At 66.8% G+C, this 16,761-nt stretch carries 14 protein-coding genes; 6 read left to right on the top strand and 8 right to left on the bottom strand.

Annotation, left to right across the window (positions count from 1 at the left end; all coding sequences use genetic code 11):
• Positions 1-201 precede the first annotated feature (201 nt).
• The 5 genes from AC1DHL_RS11735 to phnX are packed head-to-tail and all read left to right on the top strand — an operon-like array spanning position 202 to position 5,999.
• Positions 202-1,236: a putative 2-aminoethylphosphonate ABC transporter substrate-binding protein gene (locus AC1DHL_RS11735; RefSeq protein ID WP_478162082.1), complete on the top strand. Its 1,035-nt coding sequence runs from the start codon at positions 202-204 to the stop codon at positions 1,234-1,236.
• A complete protein-coding gene (locus tag AC1DHL_RS11730; protein WP_478162081.1) occupies positions 1,188-2,297 on the top strand; it encodes an ABC transporter ATP-binding protein in 1,110 nt (369 codons plus the stop codon). Before AC1DHL_RS11735 ends, AC1DHL_RS11730 begins: the two co-directional genes overlap by 49 nt.
• A 23-nt stretch (positions 2,298-2,320) precedes the next feature.
• A complete protein-coding gene (locus AC1DHL_RS11725) occupies positions 2,321-4,033 on the top strand; it encodes a putative 2-aminoethylphosphonate ABC transporter permease subunit (RefSeq protein ID WP_478162098.1) in 1,713 nt (570 codons plus the stop codon).
• Entirely contained in the window at positions 4,030-5,157 is a 1,128-nt protein-coding gene (locus AC1DHL_RS11720) for a TIGR03364 family FAD-dependent oxidoreductase (protein WP_478162080.1), read from the top strand. The genes AC1DHL_RS11725 and AC1DHL_RS11720 overlap by 4 nt, the downstream gene beginning before the upstream one ends.
• A gap of 14 nt (positions 5,158-5,171) precedes the next feature.
• A complete protein-coding gene (gene phnX, locus AC1DHL_RS11715) occupies positions 5,172-5,999 on the top strand; it encodes a phosphonoacetaldehyde hydrolase (RefSeq protein WP_478162079.1) in 828 nt (275 codons plus the stop codon).
• A 17-nt stretch (positions 6,000-6,016) separates the two neighbouring features.
• Here phnX and AC1DHL_RS11710 read toward each other — a convergent pair whose 3' ends face one another.
• The 3 genes from AC1DHL_RS11710 to gspF are packed head-to-tail and all read right to left on the bottom strand — an operon-like array spanning position 6,017 to position 9,606.
• Positions 6,017-7,435, bottom strand: coding sequence for an 8-oxoguanine deaminase (locus AC1DHL_RS11710; RefSeq protein ID WP_478162078.1), 1,419 nt, complete (start codon positions 7,433-7,435; stop codon positions 6,017-6,019).
• 32 nt (positions 7,436-7,467) lie between these two features.
• A complete protein-coding gene (locus AC1DHL_RS11705) occupies positions 7,468-8,367 on the bottom strand; it encodes a 5'-nucleotidase (protein WP_478098661.1) in 900 nt (299 codons plus the stop codon).
• A 3-nt stretch (positions 8,368-8,370) separates the two neighbouring features.
• Complete coding sequence (gspF, locus tag AC1DHL_RS11700) at positions 8,371-9,606, bottom strand: type II secretion system inner membrane protein GspF (RefSeq protein ID WP_478098660.1); 1,236 nt, start codon at positions 9,604-9,606, stop codon at positions 8,371-8,373.
• A 96-nt stretch (positions 9,607-9,702) separates the two neighbouring features.
• Between gspF and AC1DHL_RS11695 the strand changes: the two genes are divergently transcribed.
• Positions 9,703-10,272 carry a hypothetical protein gene (locus AC1DHL_RS11695; protein WP_478098658.1) on the top strand — a complete coding sequence of 190 codons (570 nt, stop codon included), beginning with the start codon at positions 9,703-9,705 and terminating at the stop codon, positions 10,270-10,272.
• 124 nt (positions 10,273-10,396) lie between these two features.
• Here the strand turns inward: AC1DHL_RS11695 and gspE are convergent, their stop codons facing one another.
• The 5 genes from gspE to gspL all read right to left on the bottom strand — a co-directional run bounded on the left by gspE (position 10,397) and on the right by gspL (position 16,740).
• Positions 10,397-11,815 carry a type II secretion system ATPase GspE gene (gspE, locus tag AC1DHL_RS11690; RefSeq protein ID WP_478162077.1) on the bottom strand — a complete coding sequence of 473 codons (1,419 nt, stop codon included), beginning with the start codon at positions 11,813-11,815 and terminating at the stop codon, positions 10,397-10,399.
• A 77-nt stretch (positions 11,816-11,892) separates the two neighbouring features.
• Positions 11,893-14,181 (bottom strand): type II secretion system secretin GspD, encoded by a 2,289-nt coding sequence (gene gspD, locus AC1DHL_RS11685; protein ID WP_478098654.1) that lies wholly within the window; start codon positions 14,179-14,181, stop codon positions 11,893-11,895.
• 2 nt (positions 14,182-14,183) lie between these two features.
• Positions 14,184-14,981 carry a type II secretion system protein N gene (gene gspN, locus AC1DHL_RS11680; RefSeq protein ID WP_478162076.1) on the bottom strand — a complete coding sequence of 266 codons (798 nt, stop codon included), beginning with the start codon at positions 14,979-14,981 and terminating at the stop codon, positions 14,184-14,186.
• A gap of 5 nt (positions 14,982-14,986) precedes the next feature.
• Positions 14,987-15,541 carry a type II secretion system protein GspM gene (gene gspM, locus AC1DHL_RS11675; RefSeq protein ID WP_478098650.1) on the bottom strand — a complete coding sequence of 185 codons (555 nt, stop codon included), beginning with the start codon at positions 15,539-15,541 and terminating at the stop codon, positions 14,987-14,989.
• Complete coding sequence (gene gspL, locus AC1DHL_RS11670) at positions 15,538-16,740, bottom strand: type II secretion system protein GspL (RefSeq protein ID WP_478162075.1); 1,203 nt, start codon at positions 16,738-16,740, stop codon at positions 15,538-15,540. The genes gspM and gspL overlap by 4 nt, the downstream gene beginning before the upstream one ends.
• Between the last annotated feature and the right edge of the window lie 21 nt (positions 16,741-16,761).

The following is a 16,761-nucleotide window of genomic DNA, read 5'->3' as shown; positions in this document are numbered from 1 at the left end:
CGGGACGCGCCGCAGTCTTAATCGGCGCTGAAACATGAATTCGATGACTTCGGCGTGACAGCTGGGTGGCGAGCCGTCATTTGGGGGAGGGATTTGACAAACCCTTGTCACATCTCCCTCCCATCATCAGCCGGCTTTGCGCCGAACGCGCACCGATCGGCGGCCTTGCCCGCCATCTATCCAATACCGAAGAGGAATCTCATGTTGCGTCGCACTTTTCAATGGACCCTGCCCGCCCTTCTGCTGACCATCGGCGTCGGCGCGGCCGCGCAAGGCCGTACGGAGCTGCTGGTCTACACCGCGCTCGAAGCGGACCAGGTGCAGGCCTACAAGGCGGCCTTCGAGAAGGACAACCCCAACATCGAGCTGAAGTTCGTCCGCGATTCCACCGGCATCGTCACTGCAAAGCTGCTGGCCGAGAAGGCCAATCCGCAGGCCGACGTCGTCTGGGGCCTGGCCGCCACATCGCTGATGCTGCTCGACAAGGAAGGCATGCTCCAGCCCTATGCGCCGAAGGGCCTCGAAGCCATCAAGCCCACGATGCGTGACAGCGCCAACCCGCCCAAGTGGGTCGGCATGGACGTGTGGTCGTCCGCCATTTGCTTCAACACCGTCGAAGCGCAGAAGAAGAACCTGCCGAAGCCGACGAGTTGGGCCGACCTGACGAATCCCGTCTACAAGGGCCAGATCACGATGCCGAACCCGGCCGCGTCGGGCACCGGCTACCTGATGGTTTCAGGGTGGATCCAGATGATGGGCGAGCAGAAGGCGTGGCAATACATGGACGCGCTGCACCAGAACATCGGCATCTACAGCCAGTCCGGCAGCAAGCCCTGCCGCCAGGCCGGCGCAGGCGAATTCGCGCTGGGCATGTCCTTCGAATACCGCGCCAACAAGACCAAGCGTGACGGCGCGCCCATCGACATCGTGTTGCCCAAGGAAGGTCTCGGCTGGGACATGGAAGCCACCGGCATCATGAAGACCACCAAGAAGCCCGAAGCCGCGAAGGCCTTGGCCGACTGGGCCGCGACGAAGCAGGCCAACGAGCTCTACGCGAAGAATTTCGCGGTGCTCGCGCTGCCGGGCATCCAGGAGAAGCTGGAATTCGTGCCGGGCGACGTCGAAAAGCTGCTGGCCAAGAATGACTTCGACTGGGCTGCCGCGAACCGCGAGCGCATCCTGGCCGAATGGTCGCGCCGCTACGAATCGAAATCGGAGAAGAAGGCGCCGCAGTGAGTTTTCTTTCCCTGCGTGGCATCGGCAAGTCGTTCGGCGCGACGCGGGTGCTGGACGGCATCGACCTGGACGTCGAGCCGGGCGAATTCGTGTGCCTGCTCGGGCCATCGGGCTGCGGCAAGACCACGCTGCTGCGCATCGTTTGCGGCATCGAGCACGCGGACGCCGGCAAGCTGGAACTGAACGGCCAGGACATCGGCGGGCTGCCGCCGGCGGCACGCGGCTTCGGCGTCGTGTTCCAGTCGTACGCGTTGTTTCCCAACCTCACGGCGGCGCAGAACATTGCCTACGGCCTGCAGCCGACCGGCGCGTTGGCGCGCGAGATCGCCAAGCGATCGCGCGAGATGCTCGACCTGGTCGGCCTTGCCGCGCACGCCGACAAGTACCCCGTGCAACTTTCTGGCGGGCAGCAGCAGCGCGTGGCGCTGGCGCGCGCGCTCGCGCCGAATCCGCGGTTGCTCCTTCTGGACGAGCCGCTCTCCGCGCTCGATGCGCAGGTGCGCGCGAGCCTTCGCGGTGAAATCCGCGCGCTGCAGAAGCGGCTCGGCGTCGTCACGATCATGGTGACGCACGACCAGGAAGAAGCGCTCTCGATGGCCGACCGCGTCGTGCTGATGCACGACGGCCGCATCGAACAGGCGGGCACGCCCGGCGAGTTGTATCACCGTCCGCGCACGCGCTTCGTCGCCAGCTTCGTCGGCCGCATGAACATGCTGCCGGCCACGGTACTGCCCGATGGCAAGGTGCGCGTGCGTGACAGCGAACTGCTGTGCCCGTCCGGCGACGTCGGCGTAGGTAGCCAAGCCACGGTTGGCATCCGGCCCGAGCACGTCGTGGTCCGTCGATTCGGCGACGACGTCGGCGCCAACAGTTTCGCCGCCCGATTGCTGGCCACCGAGTTCTTCGGCAACCGCACCGCAGCGCGCCTGGCCTGCGAGCCGCTGGGCATGGAGATCGAGGTGGACTTGCCGATCGACCACCGCGCCGCAGATCCGCTGGTGCCCAGCAGCATGGTGCATATCCAACTGCCGCAGCACGCGTTGTCGGTGTTGGCGCGTTGACCGCGCCCCTTCGCGCCGATCCCGTGGACGTGTCGACGCGCATCGTTCCTGCCGTCGAGCAGGCCAGGCAGCGCGGCGCATTCGATCGCGATCGTTGGCTCGTCGGCATTGCTGCGTTGCTGGCCGTGGCGGCGCTGGTCGTCATCGTGGCGCTGCCGGTGGGCGCCCTGGTCGGCCAGAGTTTCTTCGACCGCGCCGGAGGCTTCGTCGGCCTCGCGAACTTTGCCCGCTATCTCGACAATCCGGCGCTCGTGCGCTCGGCCTTCAACAGCGTCTGGCTTGCGTCGGTGAGCGCGGTGCTGTGCACGGGCATCGCCTATGTCTATGCCTACGGCCTCACGCTCTCGTGCATGCGCGCCAAGGGGCTGCTGAGAGCCATCGCGCTGATGCCGCTGCTCGCACCGTCGCTGCTGCCGGCCATCAGTCTCGTCTACCTTTTCGGCAACCAGGGCGTGTTCAAGGGCTGGCTGGGCGATGTGTCGATCTACGGACCGTTGGGCATCGTGCTCGGCTCCGTGTTCTGGACCTTGCCGCATGCGCTGCTCATCCTGACCACCGCCATGTCGACCTCCGATGGTCGCCTCTACGAAGCCGCGGAGACGCTCGGCGCGTCGCGCTGGCGCGTCTTTCGCACGGTGACCTTGCCGGCGTCGCGCTACGGGCTGATCGTGGCCGGCATGGTGGTGTTCGTCCTCGTCATCACCGACTTCGGCGTCCCCAAGGTGGTCGGCGGCCAGACCGGCGTGCTCGCCACCGACATCTACAAGCAGGTGGTCGGACAGCAGAACTTCCAGATGGGCGCGGTCGTGGGCTTCGTGCTGCTCGTTCCGGCCGTCCTGTCGTTCATGGTCGAGCGCCGTGTGCGCAACCGGCAGGCCGCCGCGTTGTCGGCACGTGCCACGCCGCATGGGCCGGAACCGGTGCCCGTTCGCGACCGCGCGCTGTTGCTCGCCTGCGTTCTGATCGCTGCGTGCATCGTGGTGATGATCGGCATGGCGGTGTTCGCATCGTTGGCGACCTACTGGCCCTACCAGCTCGCGCCGTCGCTCAAGAACTACGACTTCGGCAACATGGACGGCGGCGGCTGGGGCAGCTACGTCAATTCGCTGCGCCTTGCGGTTGGCGCGGCGGCGGTGGGGGCCATCGCGACCTTTCTTTCGGCCTATCTGGTCGAGAAGCCGCGCCATTTCGGTCTGTTGCGCGAGCTGCTCAATCTGCTGGCCAACCTGCCGCTGGCGGTGCCCGGGCTGGTGCTCGGCGTGGGCTACATCTTCTTTTTCAATTCGTCGTCGAATCCCCTGCATGGTCTCTATGGCGGCATGGCGATCCTCGTGGTGTGCACGGTGGCGCATTTCTTTTCGGTTGCCCACCTCACGTCGCTGACCGCGCTGCGCCAGCTCGACCGCGAGTACGAGCTGGTGTCCGAGTCGATGGGGGTGCCTTTCTGGCGCACGCTATGGCGTGTGCACTTGCCGGTCGCACTGCCCACCGTGCTCAACGTCGCGGGCTACTTCTTCGTCAACGCAATGACGACGGTGTCGGCAGTGGTCTTTCTCTACTCGCCGCAGACCACGCTGGCGGCGATTGCCGTGCTGAACATGGATGACGCCGGGGACGTGGCGCCGGCGGCGGCCATGGCCTCGCTGATCATGCTGACGGCCGCGATCGGCCGCGGCCTTTTTGCATTGGCGGCGCGTTCCACGCTCGCCAAGACCCAAGCCTGGAGAAATCGATGAGTGCAGCAGGCACTTCCTTTGATGTGATCGTGGTGGGCGCCGGCATCGTCGGCCTGGCCCATGCCTATACCGCCGCTGCGAGCGGCCTGAAGGTCTGCGTGGTGGAACGCGACGCCGCGTGCATCGGCGCGTCGATCCGCAATTTCGGCTTCGTGACCGTCACCGGTCAGGCGCCTGGCGACACCTGGCGGCGAGCCATGCACTCGCGCGACGTGTGGACGGCCATCGCGCCGCAGGCCGACATCGAGATCGTTCACCGCCATCTGTGGTTGGCGGCCTATCGGCCGGAAGCGCATGCGGTGCTCGAAGCGTTCTTGCGCACGCCGATGGGCGAGGCCTGCCAGCTGATCGAGGCGGCCGAGGCCCAGGCCAAGGCACCCTCGCTGCGTCTGGAGGAAGCGCGCTCGGTGCTGTTCAGTCCGCACGAACTGCGCGTCGAGTCGCGCACCGCCATCGGCCTGCTGACGCGCTGGCTGGCTGAAGTGCACGGCGTGGCGTTCCGTTTTTCCGAGGCCGTGCTCGAAGTCGCGACGCCTCGCGTGCGCACGTCGCGCGAAACCCTGCACGCAGAGCGCGTCGTCGTCTGCACCAACACCGAACTGCACGGCCTCTTCGCGGACCGCATCGCCGCGCACCCGCTGCGACTGTGCCGGCTTCAGATGCTGCGTGTTCAGCCGGAGGCCGGGTTCCGTCTGCCGGGCTCGGTGATGATGGACCTGAGCCTCGTGCGCTACGAGGGCTACAGCACGTTGCCTGAAGCGGCGGCCTTGCGCGCGCGCCTTCAAAAAGAGGAAGCGGCGTCGCTGGCGCATGGCGTTCATCTGATCGTGGTCCAGAGCGCCGACGGGTCTCTAGTGGTCGGGGACTCGCATCACTACAGCGCGGCGCCCGAGCCGTTTGCAATGGAAGAGGTGGACCGGCTGATCCTGCGCCACCTGCGCTCGACGCTCGATCTGGAGCAGGCGCAAATCACCGAACGCTGGACCGGTGTGTACCCTTCGTCGCCTGAATTGCCCTGCGTGATCGATGCACCTGACAATGCCACCCGCGTGGTGCTGGTCACCAGCGGCACCGGTGCGAGCACCGGGTTCGGTATTGCGCGCGACGTCTTCGATGCATGGTGAAAAACATGAGCAACATGAGCAATCAGACCCAATCCCTCAGGGCTGTCGTCTTCGACTGGGCCGGCACCATCGTCGACTTCGGCTCCTGCGCGCCCATGGGCGCCTTCGTGAAGCTGTTCGAACAGTTCGGCGTGCAAATCACGATCGCCGACGCTCGCGGTCCGATGGGCATGGCCAAGTGGGACCACATCAAGGCGGTCGGCAGCCTGCCTTCCGTGGCCGCTCAATGGCAGGACCGGCACGGCCGAGCCTTCACCGATCCTGACGTGGACCAACTCTACGAGGTGTTCACGCCGATGAATGCCGCGAGCGTCCGGGATCACATGGACTTCATTCCCGGCGCGCTCGATGCGGTCAATGCATGCCGCGCCCGCGGACTCAAGATCGGATCGACCACGGGCTACAACAGGCCGATCATGGAAGTCGTGGTGCCCATCGCCGCTGCGGCAGGCTATGCGCCCGACAACCTGGTCTGCGCAGGCGACCTCGCGGTGGGGCGGCCGTCGCCGCTCATGATGTATCGATGCTTCGCCGATCTGGGCGTGTGGCCGCCGCAGACTGTGGTCAAGGTCGACGACACCGGCGTAGGCCTCGCAGAGGGGCGCAATGCGGGCACCTGGACCGTCGGCGTTGCGATCAGCGGCAACGCATTGGGTCTCACGCACGGTGAATGGCTTGCGCTGGATGCGGGCGAGCAAGCCGCGCGGCGTGCTCAAGCGACGGCGCTGCTGCAGGAAGCCGGTGCCGACTATGTGATCGACAGCGTCGCGGACCTGCTGCCTGTGCTGGACCAGATCGAGGCAAGGCTCGCGCGCGGCGAGCGGCCGGCGGCGCCGGACTGATCCGCTTCTCGGCAGATTCAGGCTGTGTGCGGGTGCCTCGCGCGCTCGTACAACGTGCGCGCGAGTTCGCGATGCCGCGCCAGCAGCGGCGCGAGTTCGAAGTCCAGCAGGCGACCTTCGCGAATCCGCACGCGTCCGTTGATCACGCTCAAGGCAGCGCCGGCGGGCTGGCAAAACACCAGCGCGGCGACGGGATCGTGACCGGCGCCTGCGTGCGCGACGCCGCGCAAGTCGAAAGCCACGATGTCGGCCGACATGCCCGGCGCCAGCGCACCGATGTCGTCGCGGCCCAGCACGCGTGCGCCGCCGATTGTCGCGATCTCCAGCGCCTCGCGCGCCGTCATGGCTGCGGGGCCGAAGCCCACGCGCTGAAGCAGCAGCGCCTGGCGCGCTTCGCCCAGCATGTGGGCGCCGTCGTTCGACGCGCTGCCGTCCACGCCCAGGCCCACCGGCACGCCCGCGCGCCGCATCGCGCCGATCGGAGCGATGCCCGAGGCCAGGCGCATGTTCGAGCAGGGGCAATGCGCCACACCGGTGCCGGTGCGGCCGAAGAGCGCAATGCCGGCCTCGTCGAGCTTGACGCAATGCGCGTGCCACACGTCGCGGCCGACCCAGCCCAAGTCCTCGGCGTATTCGGCGGGTGTCATGCCGAACTTCTCGCGCGAATAGGCGATGTCGTTGTCGTTCTCGGCGAGGTGCGTGTGCAGCGAGACACCGCGCTCGCGCGCGAGTTCGGCCGACAGGCGCATCAGGTCGCGCGAAACGGAAAAGGGCGAGCAGGGTGCCAGCACGATGCGGCGCATCGCGTGGCGAGAAGGGTCATGCCAGCGGCCGATGAGCCGTTCACTGTCGCGCAGGATGACGTCTTCGGTCTCGACGACTTCGTCCGGCGGCAGACCGCCGAGGCTCTGGCCGACGCTCATGCTGCCGCGCGACGCGTGAAAGCGCATGCCCATCGCATCGGCCGCCTCGATGGAGTCGTCGAGCCGCGAACCATTCGGGAAAAGATAGAGGTGATCGCTGGTCGTCGTGCAGCCCGAGAGCATGAGCTCCGCCATCGCGGTCTGTGTCGACACGCGGATCATCTCGGGCGTGATGCGTGCCCACAGCAGGTAGAGGTTGGTGAGCCAGCCGAAGAGTTCGGCGTCCTGTGCCTCGGGCACGGCGCGCGTGAGGCTCTGGTACATGTGGTGGTGCGTGTTGACCAGTCCCGGCATCACGACGTGGCCATGCATGTCGATCGCATCGGCCTGGCCGTTTTGCAGCGCCTCGGCGTAGATGGCCGGCAATTCGGATGTGGCGCCTGTCCATGCGACCGCAGGTCCCTCGGTGACGACCGCCCCGTCGAGGATCTCTCGCCGGGCGGAGTCCATGGTGACCAGCACCTCGGCGTGGCGGAGGATCAGTGGCCGATGGTTTGTGGCTGAAGAGGACATGTCGATCGTTCCGCCTGATGAGCGCGCCGTTGTCAGCGCTCGTTGCTGATACCGCTGGCGACGTGTCCCGCGGGCACATGCCGCGCGGCCGCGTCGACGTGGCCCGTCTGGTCGTCGAAGAAAAAGTCGGGTTCGAACTCGCGCAGGAACTCGCCCTTGGGCAGACCGCCGAGGAACATGGCCTCGTCGACCTTGATGTTCCAGTTCATCAACGTGCGGATGGCCCGCTCGTGCGCGGGCGCACTGCGCGCGGTGACCAGCGCGGTGCGGATCCGCATGGCCGGATTGCTCGCCCGCTGCAGCCGGTGCAGTGCTGCGAGCAGTGGCTTGAATGGCCCCTCGGGCAGCGGGAGTTCGGCTTTGCTGGATTCGTGCAGTTGAAAGGCATCGAGTCCTTCGGCCTGGAAGACGCGTTCGGCCTCGTCGCTGAAGAGCACCGCGTCGCCGTCGAATGCGATGCGGACTTCGTTCGGATAGGCATCGCTCGCATGCACCGATTCGACCAGCACGCGTGCGGCCGGGAATCCGGCGCCGAGCGCCTCGCGCACGTCCTCTGCGTTCACCGAAAGAAAAAGATGTGCGCGCAGCGGACGCAGATAGCCGAAGGGCGGCCGCCCTTGCGTGAACACGCCGCGTTGCAGCGTGATTCCGTTGGCCACCCCCGAACGGAACACGCGCATGCCGGAGACGGGATCGTTGCGCGACAGGATCACGACCTCGACGCGCTGTTTGCCGTCGTCGTTGAAGCGCAGCAGCTTGCGCACCAGCGAATAGGCGATGCCCGGTTGCGCCGGCACGTTCAGGCGCTCGAGCTGGAGCTTCATGTAGCCGGCGTCGTCGCCAGATTCGAAGATGCGGTTTTCCTCTTCGAGATTGAAGAGCGCTCGCGACGAGATCGCGACCACCAGCTTGTCGTCGAGGGAGACAGCCATACGCTACTTCACGAATTGGTTGAGTTGGATGATCGGCATGAGCACTGCCAGGACGATCAGCATGACGACGCCGCCCATTGCCACGATCAGCAAAGGTTCGAGGATGGTGGCGAGGTGCATCGCCCGCCGCTGGACTTCGGCACCGAGCTGATTGGCGGCGCGCTGCAACATCAACGGCAGGGTACCGGTCTGCTCTCCGAGACGCGCGAACATCGAGACGATGCCCGGAAAGCGTTTCTTCTGCGCCAGCGCGGACGCGAGCGGCGCGCCTTCGCGCACCAGCACCAGCGCGTCGAGTGCATCGGCACGCATCGCGCGGTTGCCGAGCGTCTCGGAGGCGGCCTGGAGCGCACGCAGGATGGGAACGCCCGCCGTGGCCAGCATGGCCAGCGTGCTGGCGAAGCGCGCAGCGTTGTAGCCGCGTGAGAGCTTGCCGACCAGCGGCAGGTTGAGCCAGGCCGCATCGAACCTCTCGCGGATCGCCTCTCGCGCCAGCGCCATCCTGGTGACGATGACCCCGACGACGATCACGCCCAGCATGACCCACCCGTAGTTGCGGACAAAGTCGCTGAGCGCCAGCATGGCGACGGTGAGGATCGGCAGCGCGCGTTTCGTTCCGGCAAACACGTTCGCCACCTGGGGCACCACGTAGCTCACCAGGAAGATCACGATCACGATGGCGACCAGGGTCACGATCGCCGGGTAAAGCGCCGCACCGACCAGCTTCTGTTGCAGCGCCTGCCGTTGTTCGAGGTCGTCGGCCAGTCGCTCGAGCACGAGGCCCAGGTTGCCGCTCTGCTCGCCGGCGCCGATCACGGCCGTGTAGATGGGTGAGAACTCGCGCGGATGCTGCGACAGTGCGCGGCCGAAAGGGGAGCCCGCATTGACCTCGGCGCGCAACGAGGCGACGAGGTTGCGTTGCGCTTCGGTCTCGGCCTCGTCGGTCAGCGCCGTGAGCGCCCGTTCGAGCGGCAGCCCGGAGGACACCAGGCCGGCGATCTGGCGCGTCCAGACCGCGAGCGTCGTGGAATTGAAGATGCGGCCGCCACCGATCACCCGGCGCAAGCCCCCCGAGGCGGACGCGCCGCCGCTTTCGACACTGCCGACGGCCGTCACGGTCAGCGGGATCAGCGCCTGGGCGCGCAGCATGCCGCGCGCGCTGCGCGCGGTATCGGCTTCGAGCACGCCCTTGCGGGCTTGCCCCTGTTGGTCTATGGCTTCAAACGAATAGGCAGGCATGGAGGGCTGACAGCAAAATGCGCGAAACCGCATTGTCGGCGCTCGGCAAGCTGTTTCGTCGCGCGACTTGCATCACGCCACTCACGGGAGTTCGCCATGCTGATTCGTTGTATTGCTGTCATCGCTGCGCTGCTGGGGGCGGTCGCCGTTCCTGCCTGGGCCCAGCCCGTTTTCGACGGCTTTCTGTGCTGCAACCTGCGAACCGACGGCAGTTGGGCGAGCGACAGCAACTATGCCGAAAGTGGTAAGCGCATCATTCCGGTCGGCACGCCCGTGCGAGTGACGGGCTACGGCCGCAATCGGGTTCACGTCGAGCTCAACGGCGGCAAGCAGGACATCGGCAACGACTACAGCCGCGACATCGACCTCGGCACGTTCGCGCAGCGCTGGGTGGTCAAGGAAGATCCCGCAGCGAAGCTCGCGACCTTTCCGCCTAAGATCCGCGACGCCATCAAGGCGGCCCGGGTGACCAAGGGCATGACGCGCGAACAGGTCGCCATGGCGGTCGGATGGCCGATCACCAGCGAGAACCCGAGTCTCGATGCCGAGATCTGGCGGATGTGGATCAGCAGCTTCTCCGAATACCAGATTCGTTTCGACAAGTCGGGGCGGGTGGTCGAGGTCGTGACGGATCCGCAGACCAAGAACCTGGTGGTTCAAGACTAACCCCCAGGCTTGAGGTTCAAGACTCACCCCCAGGCTTGCTCGCTTCGCGTAGCCGCCAACCCCCTTGCAGGGGGCGCCGCCTGCGGCCCGGCGGAGCCGGTTCCGCGGCGGCTCCCGGACTCGGTTATTCGCGGGTGACCCGCAGCAGTTCGGCGCGGGAGGTAATGCCGGCCTTGACCAGTCGTTCGCCGTCTTCGCGCATCGAGCGCAGGCCGCCGCGTTCGCCCGCGACGAAGATCTCGCTTTCGGGGGCGCGGTTGTGGATCAGCGATTGCACGGTGTCGTCGGCCACCAGCAGTTCGAAGACGCCGGTACGGCCCTGGTAGCCGGTCTGGCCGCAGGCTTCGCACCCGACCGGTGTCGCTTCTCCGCCGTGGGACGGCGTCGCGCACACGGGGCACAGTTTGCGCACGAGGCGCTGCGCCAGCACGCCGAGCAGCGAGGAGCTGAGCAGGAAGGGTTCCACGCCCATGTCGGTCAGGCGCGTGACGGCGCTGACAGAATCGTTGGTGTGCAGCGTGGCGAGCACCAGGTGTCCGGTAAGGGAGGCCTGGATCGCAATCTGCGCGGTTTCAAAGTCGCGGATTTCGCCGATCATGATCACGTCCGGGTCCTGCCGCAGGATCGCGCGCAGGGCCTTGGCAAAGGTGAGTTCGATCTTGGCGTTGACTTGTGTCTGCCCGACGCCCGGCAGCTCGTACTCGATCGGGTCTTCGACCGTCATGATGTTGCTGCTGCCGGCGTCGAGGCGGCTGAGCGCAGCGTAGAGCGTGGTGGTCTTGCCGGAGCCGGTCGGCCCGGTGACGAGGATGATGCCGTGCGGCTGCTCGATCAGGCGTTCGAAGCGCGCAAGCGTGTCGCCCAGCATGCCGACGGATTCGAGCGTGAGCTTGCTTTCCGACTTGTCGAGCAAGCGCAGCACCGCGCGCTCGCCGTGCGCGGAAGGCAGCGTCGACACGCGCACGTCGACCGCCCGCGTGCCGATGCGCAGGCTGATGCGGCCGTCCTGCGGCAAGCGTTTCTCGGAGATGTCGAGGTCGGCCATGATCTTCAGCCGCGAGATCAACGCCGCGTGCAGCGCGCGATTGGGCTGGACCACTTCGCGCAGCGTTCCGTCGATGCGGAAACGCACCGACGATGTCCGCTCATAGGGCTCGATGTGGATGTCGCTCGCGCCGTCGCGCGCCGCCTGCGTGAGCAGCGCGTTGAGCATCCGGATGATCGGCGCGTCGCCGGCCGATTCGAGCAAGTCCTCGACGGCAGGGAGTTCCTGCATCATCCGCGAGAGATCGGCGTCGCTCTGGACTTCGCTCACCACGGCCGCGGCGTTCGATTCGCCCTGCGCGTAGGCGGCGCTGATGCGCTGCGCAAGCTGCTCGGGGGCGAGCGGCTCGAAGAGCTTGACCGGGTATTTGCGCAGGACCTCGCCGAGCGCGCTGCGCGGCGGCACCCTCGGCATCCAGAGCGTGAACTGGCCGGGGTCCGTTTCTTCGAGCAGCAGCTGCTGGCCGCGCGCGAAAGCGTAGGGAAGAGGGTAGCGCATCAATGCCTCTCGGCTCTCATTCGAAGGCAATGGGGAATTATCAAGCGCAGCATCGGGTTCGACAACGCGGCCCGACGCTAAGGCAGTTCGCGTGAAGTCGCCGGATCCGCCGTCGGCGGCAAGGCGCCTTTCAAGGGCGAGGACCCGAGCTTCTGGACCGGCGCCACCGGCGGCGGAATGAGCATGGTGCCTTCCTTTCGGAGGCTGCCTGCCTCGCTGCGCCGAGGCTCGGGCAGCGCCGGCACTATCGGTGCTCCGTTCACGTTGCTCAGCATTGCATTGCTCTCGGGTTGCACCTGCTGCTGCAGGCCCCGTATCGTGTCGTATCTCTCGTTGGCGACCCCGGCAGTCGTGGCCGCGTCACGCATCACGACAGGCCGCAGGAACATCATCAGATTGGACTTGTCCCGCTTGCGGTTTTCGCTCTTGAAGAGGTTGCCGAGCACCGGAATGTCGCGGGCCAGCGGGATCCCGTCGATGTTGTTGCTGTAGTTGTCGGACAGCAAGCCGCCCAGCATGACCAGGCCACCGTCTTCGACCAGCACGCTGGATTCGATCGAGCGCTTGTTGGTGGTCGGGCCGTTGGCCGCGTTTTCGGTTCCGGCCTGAACCGTGGAAGTTTCCTGGAACACCGTCATCTTCACGGTGCCGTTTTCGTTGATCTGCGGGCGCACGCGAAGCGTCAGACCCACGTCCTTGCGTTCGATGGTCGTGAACGGATTCACCCCGGCGGCCGTCGGCTGGCTGGCGAAACTGCCGGTGACGAACGGGACGTTCTGGCCGATGACGATCTTGGCCTCTTCATTGTCGAGGGTCAGGAGATTCGGCGTCGACAGCAGATTGGCATCGGCGTCGCTGCTGAAGAAGTTGGCGATCGCATTGAGCACGAACTGGCCGCCAACTTTGGACCCGCCGCCGACGTTGAGCCCGCCTCCCAGGCCCGCCAATGCCGCAGCGCTCGTCGCGGGGGTGTTGGCTATCAGGGCTCCGGTGAGCGCCAGGATATTGGCGCCGGACAGGCTGGAGTTGGTGCCGATGACGCCGTTGTTGCCGATCGCACTCTGCCACTGGACGCCGAATTGCGCCGCCTTGGTGGCGTTGACTTCGACGATCAGCGCCTCGATCATGACCTGCGCGCGTCGGCCGTCGAGCCTGTCGATGACGGCGCGAATTTGACGGTACTGTGGTTCGGAGGCGGTGATGATCAGCGAGTTGGTCGATGGGTCGGCCTGAATTTGGCCGCCGGTCGAAGGCTGGTTCGCGTTGTTGACCGGCGCGGTTGCCGCGGGGTTCTGGGACATGCCCCCGAGGTTGCTGGCCGTCTGAGCCGTCGTGGCCTGGGCCGCTGCGCCAGTCTGCGACGGATTGGTGCCCGTGGCGCCGGCACCGCCGCGCGCTTCGGCGGACATCGCGGCGCGCAGCGTGACGGCCAGCCTGACCGCATCGGCGTTCTTCAGATAGACCACGTACACATTGCCCGCTGCGCCGTTGCCGGTATCGAGCGGCGGGCGGTCGAGCTTGTCGATCAGCGTGCGGACCAATTGGGCGCGCGCGGGATTGGCGGCGCGCACGATGATCGAGTTGCCGCGCGGATCGGCGAGCAGCGTGGTGCGGAACGATGCGTCCGCCGTGCCCGGCGCAGCGCCGGGCACGGCGCCGCCAGTGCTGGTGCCGCCTTCGAGCAGGCGCGTGACCAGCGGCACCATGTCGGACGCCACCGAGTACTTGAGCTGGATGACGTCGATGTCGGATGCGTTGGGCACGTCGAGCGCGGCGATGATGCGCGCCAGGCGACGCATGTTTTCCGCATAGTCGGTGATGACCAGCGAGTTGTTGCCCGGGTTCACGTTGATCGTGTTGTTGGGCGCGATCAACGGACGCAGGACCGGCAGCATGCTGTTGGCCGACTCGTAGTTGAGCTTGAAGACCTGGGTGATGATCTGGTTGCCGCTCACGCTCGACGCCGTCGGCGTGGTCGTGGTCACCGCGTTGCTTTGCAGCTTGGCATCGGCCTCGGGCACCACCTTGTAGAGGCCTTCGGATTGCACGATCGCGAAGCCCTGCAGGCGCAGCGCCGCGGCGAACTGGTTGAACGCCGCCTCCGGAGAGATCGCCCGATCGGTCTGCAGCGTGATCTGTCCCTTGACGCGCGGGTCGACGACCACGTCGCGACCGGTCACGACCGCCATGGTCCGCGCGACCGATTCGATCTCGGCGTTGGTGAAGTTCAGCGTGATCGGCTCGCCGCGACGCGGTGCGGCGACTTCCTGCGCGAATGCGAAGGGGGGCATACAGGCCGCGACCAGCATCTGCGCTGCGAGCGCGAGGGTGCCGATGCGGGTGCCGTACGAAGTTCTTGGCTTCATGGTCAACCCAATGTGATGAGCGAGCGGGCGCCTTCGCGCCGCCCGATGATGTTCAACAAGTTCGAAAGCGCGTCTTCCCGCCCCGGCGCGGCGCTTGCCTCGCCGTCGAAATGCAGCGAGGTCCCGTTCCATCGGCCGCTGCCGCTGAGTTGCAGACTTCCGTCGCGGGTGGTCAGCAGGAAGGTCGGCGATGACCCTCCTTCGAGAGCGATGCGATAGCTGCCCATCGGCCTCAAGGTCGAAAGGCTGGAGGAAATGTCGACCGCATCGAGCGTCGCATGGCCGGCGATTGCCAGCCGTGGGCCGTTCCAGCGCAGGGTGAATGCCTGCATCGAAACGTCCAGCACGCCTTCGAGCTTGAGCGTGTTCCATGGTGCACCGAAGCCGGTGAGCAGGGCCGCGGGCCATCGGGACTGGCCGTCGCGCCATTCGAGTTCGAGGCCGGTCGCGCGCGGGCGCGCCCTGAACGCCAGCGGCTTGACGGCGCAGCACGGAATGTCGAGCGCCGCCGTCACGCCATCCCAACGCGGCCGCACCGTCCAGCCGAGCGTGCCCGGCAGTGAGACGGGTTCGGCACCGCCGACGCCGCTGGCGAACACCAGCCCGGCCGTGCCGGTCCAGATCGTGCCGCGTGCGTTGACGAGCTGCAGGTGGCCGTTGGTCCATTGCGAGAGGCCAGCCGCCAGCCAACGTGCCGGGGCGAAGAAGGACAGGGCCAGCGCAATGCCGATCAGCGCACCGAGCATGGCCCAGCGCCAGCCGGCAGCAGCTGAGGTGGATGAGGAAGAAGAGGCGGCCATGCGAGTCAGCGTGCCGGCAGGCTCATCACCAGGGTGCCGTCCCAGCGCGCGCCCGAAGGTTCGGCGGCCGGGGATGCCGGCGGCGCCTTGTCGCTCTGTGCGTTCTGTGTGTTGCGGGTCAGGTGCACTTCGCGAGGCACCGCACGGGCGTTGTTGCGGGCCTGGGTGAGCCACTGCGCCAGCGCTTCGGCCTGCGCGCCGCGAAGCGCGATGGTCGCACCTTCGCCTGCTCCGGCGGATTGCAACTGGGCGACACCGCCGAGGTCCTTGCGCACCGATGTTTCCAGGCTTCGCAGGGCGTCGTCGCGATTTGCGCGCGGCTGCGACTGCAAGGCTTTTGCCTGCGCCTGGAGGTTGATCATCTGCTGCAACTGGGCGTCGAGCTGGGCATGCTCGCCGGGCGCGGAGGAAAGCGTGCGCAGCGCGGGCGCCAGCCCCACCCACCAGAACAAGGCGACCAGCACCAGCGTGCCGGCTGCGAGGATCATGCGTTGTTCGCGCACGTCCAATTCGGACCACCAGGCCTTGCGGCGTGCTTCGATGACGTCGAGCCACTTCATCGCGTGGCCTCCACCTGGACGAGGAGGAGGTCGCCCTCGCTGCGCGCGTTGTAGCCGCGCGATGAAAGGGCGGCCGTCACCTTGCCGGTCTCGGAAGGTTGGAGGCCGAGGCCGCGCAGCCGGAGTTGCCCACCGCTGAAGTCGATGGCCGTCGGCGTGCGGCCCGGGGGAAGACTTGCCGCCAGGGCGCCGAGCATGGGTTCGAGATCGTTGGCGGTGACGCCGCCGGTGGCTTGCTGCAGGGCTGCGACTTCGCGTGTCATCTGAACGGGTGCATCGACCACTAGTTGCACCGAAGGAAAGGTCTGCGTGAGCACGTTGCGTACGGCGCCGCGCTTGGCCGCAAGGGCGTTGCGCTCTTTCCACGCCCATGCATTGAGGCCGATGAGTTGCGTGAGCAGCAGGATCAACACCCCCCAGCGCGCAGCACGCCACCGCGGTGCGCGCCAGAGTTCGCGGGCGACGGCGACGGCCTTCTTGCTCGCGCGGGCTCGTCCGGTGGACGCGAGGTCGAATTGCGCCAGATCCCAGGGTGACTGGGTGGCCTGTAGCCATCGTTCCGCCGGCTTGACAATGGGCACGCGCTGCCCGAGCACACTCTCTGCGAGTTCGGCAACCGCAGGCTCGGCGAGTGCGGTGGAACCCGGAGGGAGCGGTCCGGCCAGCGAAAGGGCGGCGGCGTCGAGCGGCAGCATGGCAACACCCTCGGCACCGCAGACCACGCAAAGTGGTGCATCGGGCTCGCCGATGGCGATGAGCGTCGAAGGAACGCCCGCCGGTCGCGGCGTGAATTCGGGAACGATGCGCGTGACGCGCCGGCCTGCTGTTTCGAGGGCCTGCACGGCACCTTGCAGCCAGAGGCGGTTGCATGCCGCCACCCAGACAGGCGAGTCGGCGCGGGCACCGGGTTCGAGGGCAAAGTGCAGGGCTTCGGGCTCGTCGAGCAGGCGGTCTTCGAGCAGGCCGTTGAGTACCGAGCGCAAACGCGTGGTGCTGCTCAGGCTACCTTGCGGCAACGTCACCTGGTGCCAGGAGATCGCGGCGGAAGGCACGCCGACGATGACTTCATCGCTCGTCGGCAACAACGCAGCGGGCGCAGTCCCCTGCGACCGCAGCTTGCGGCCGTCGCTGGACCAGTCCGCCCAGCCGTATTCGGTGGTGGCCGATGCGGATGTGACAGGAATGGTTACAAGCAGCACGGGCGTCCAAGGAGGTAAAGG

This window comes from Variovorax sp. 10L426 (assembly GCF_056395305.1).
Note: the sequence above shows the minus strand (reverse complement) of the source record. Positions and strands in the feature narration are given on the sequence as shown.

What these genes read in the sequence shown, in the direction of transcription:
- AC1DHL_RS11730 (WP_478162081.1), top strand. Translation starts at nt 1,188, where the DNA reads ATGGTCGCGCCGCTACGAATCGAAATCGGAGAAGAAGGCGCCGCAGTG.
- gspN (WP_478162076.1), bottom strand. Translation starts at nt 14,981, where the DNA reads ATGGCCGCCTCTTCTTCCTCATCCACCTCAGCTGCTGCCGGCTGGCGC.
- AC1DHL_RS11720 (WP_478162080.1), top strand. Translation starts at nt 4,030, where the DNA reads ATGAGTGCAGCAGGCACTTCCTTTGATGTGATCGTGGTGGGCGCCGGC.
- phnX (WP_478162079.1), top strand. Translation starts at nt 5,172, where the DNA reads ATGAGCAATCAGACCCAATCCCTCAGGGCTGTCGTCTTCGACTGGGCC.
- gspE (WP_478162077.1), bottom strand. Translation starts at nt 11,815, where the DNA reads ATGCGCTACCCTCTTCCCTACGCTTTCGCGCGCGGCCAGCAGCTGCTG.
- AC1DHL_RS11710 (WP_478162078.1), bottom strand. Translation starts at nt 7,435, where the DNA reads ATGTCCTCTTCAGCCACAAACCATCGGCCACTGATCCTCCGCCACGCC.
- gspM (WP_478098650.1), bottom strand. Translation starts at nt 15,541, where the DNA reads ATGAAGTGGCTCGACGTCATCGAAGCACGCCGCAAGGCCTGGTGGTCC.
- gspD (WP_478098654.1), bottom strand. Translation starts at nt 14,181, where the DNA reads ATGAAGCCAAGAACTTCGTACGGCACCCGCATCGGCACCCTCGCGCTC.
- gspF (WP_478098660.1), bottom strand. Translation starts at nt 9,606, where the DNA reads ATGCCTGCCTATTCGTTTGAAGCCATAGACCAACAGGGGCAAGCCCGC.
- AC1DHL_RS11695 (WP_478098658.1), top strand. Translation starts at nt 9,703, where the DNA reads ATGCTGATTCGTTGTATTGCTGTCATCGCTGCGCTGCTGGGGGCGGTC.
- AC1DHL_RS11705 (WP_478098661.1), bottom strand. Translation starts at nt 8,367, where the DNA reads ATGGCTGTCTCCCTCGACGACAAGCTGGTGGTCGCGATCTCGTCGCGA.
- AC1DHL_RS11735 (WP_478162082.1), top strand. Translation starts at nt 202, where the DNA reads ATGTTGCGTCGCACTTTTCAATGGACCCTGCCCGCCCTTCTGCTGACC.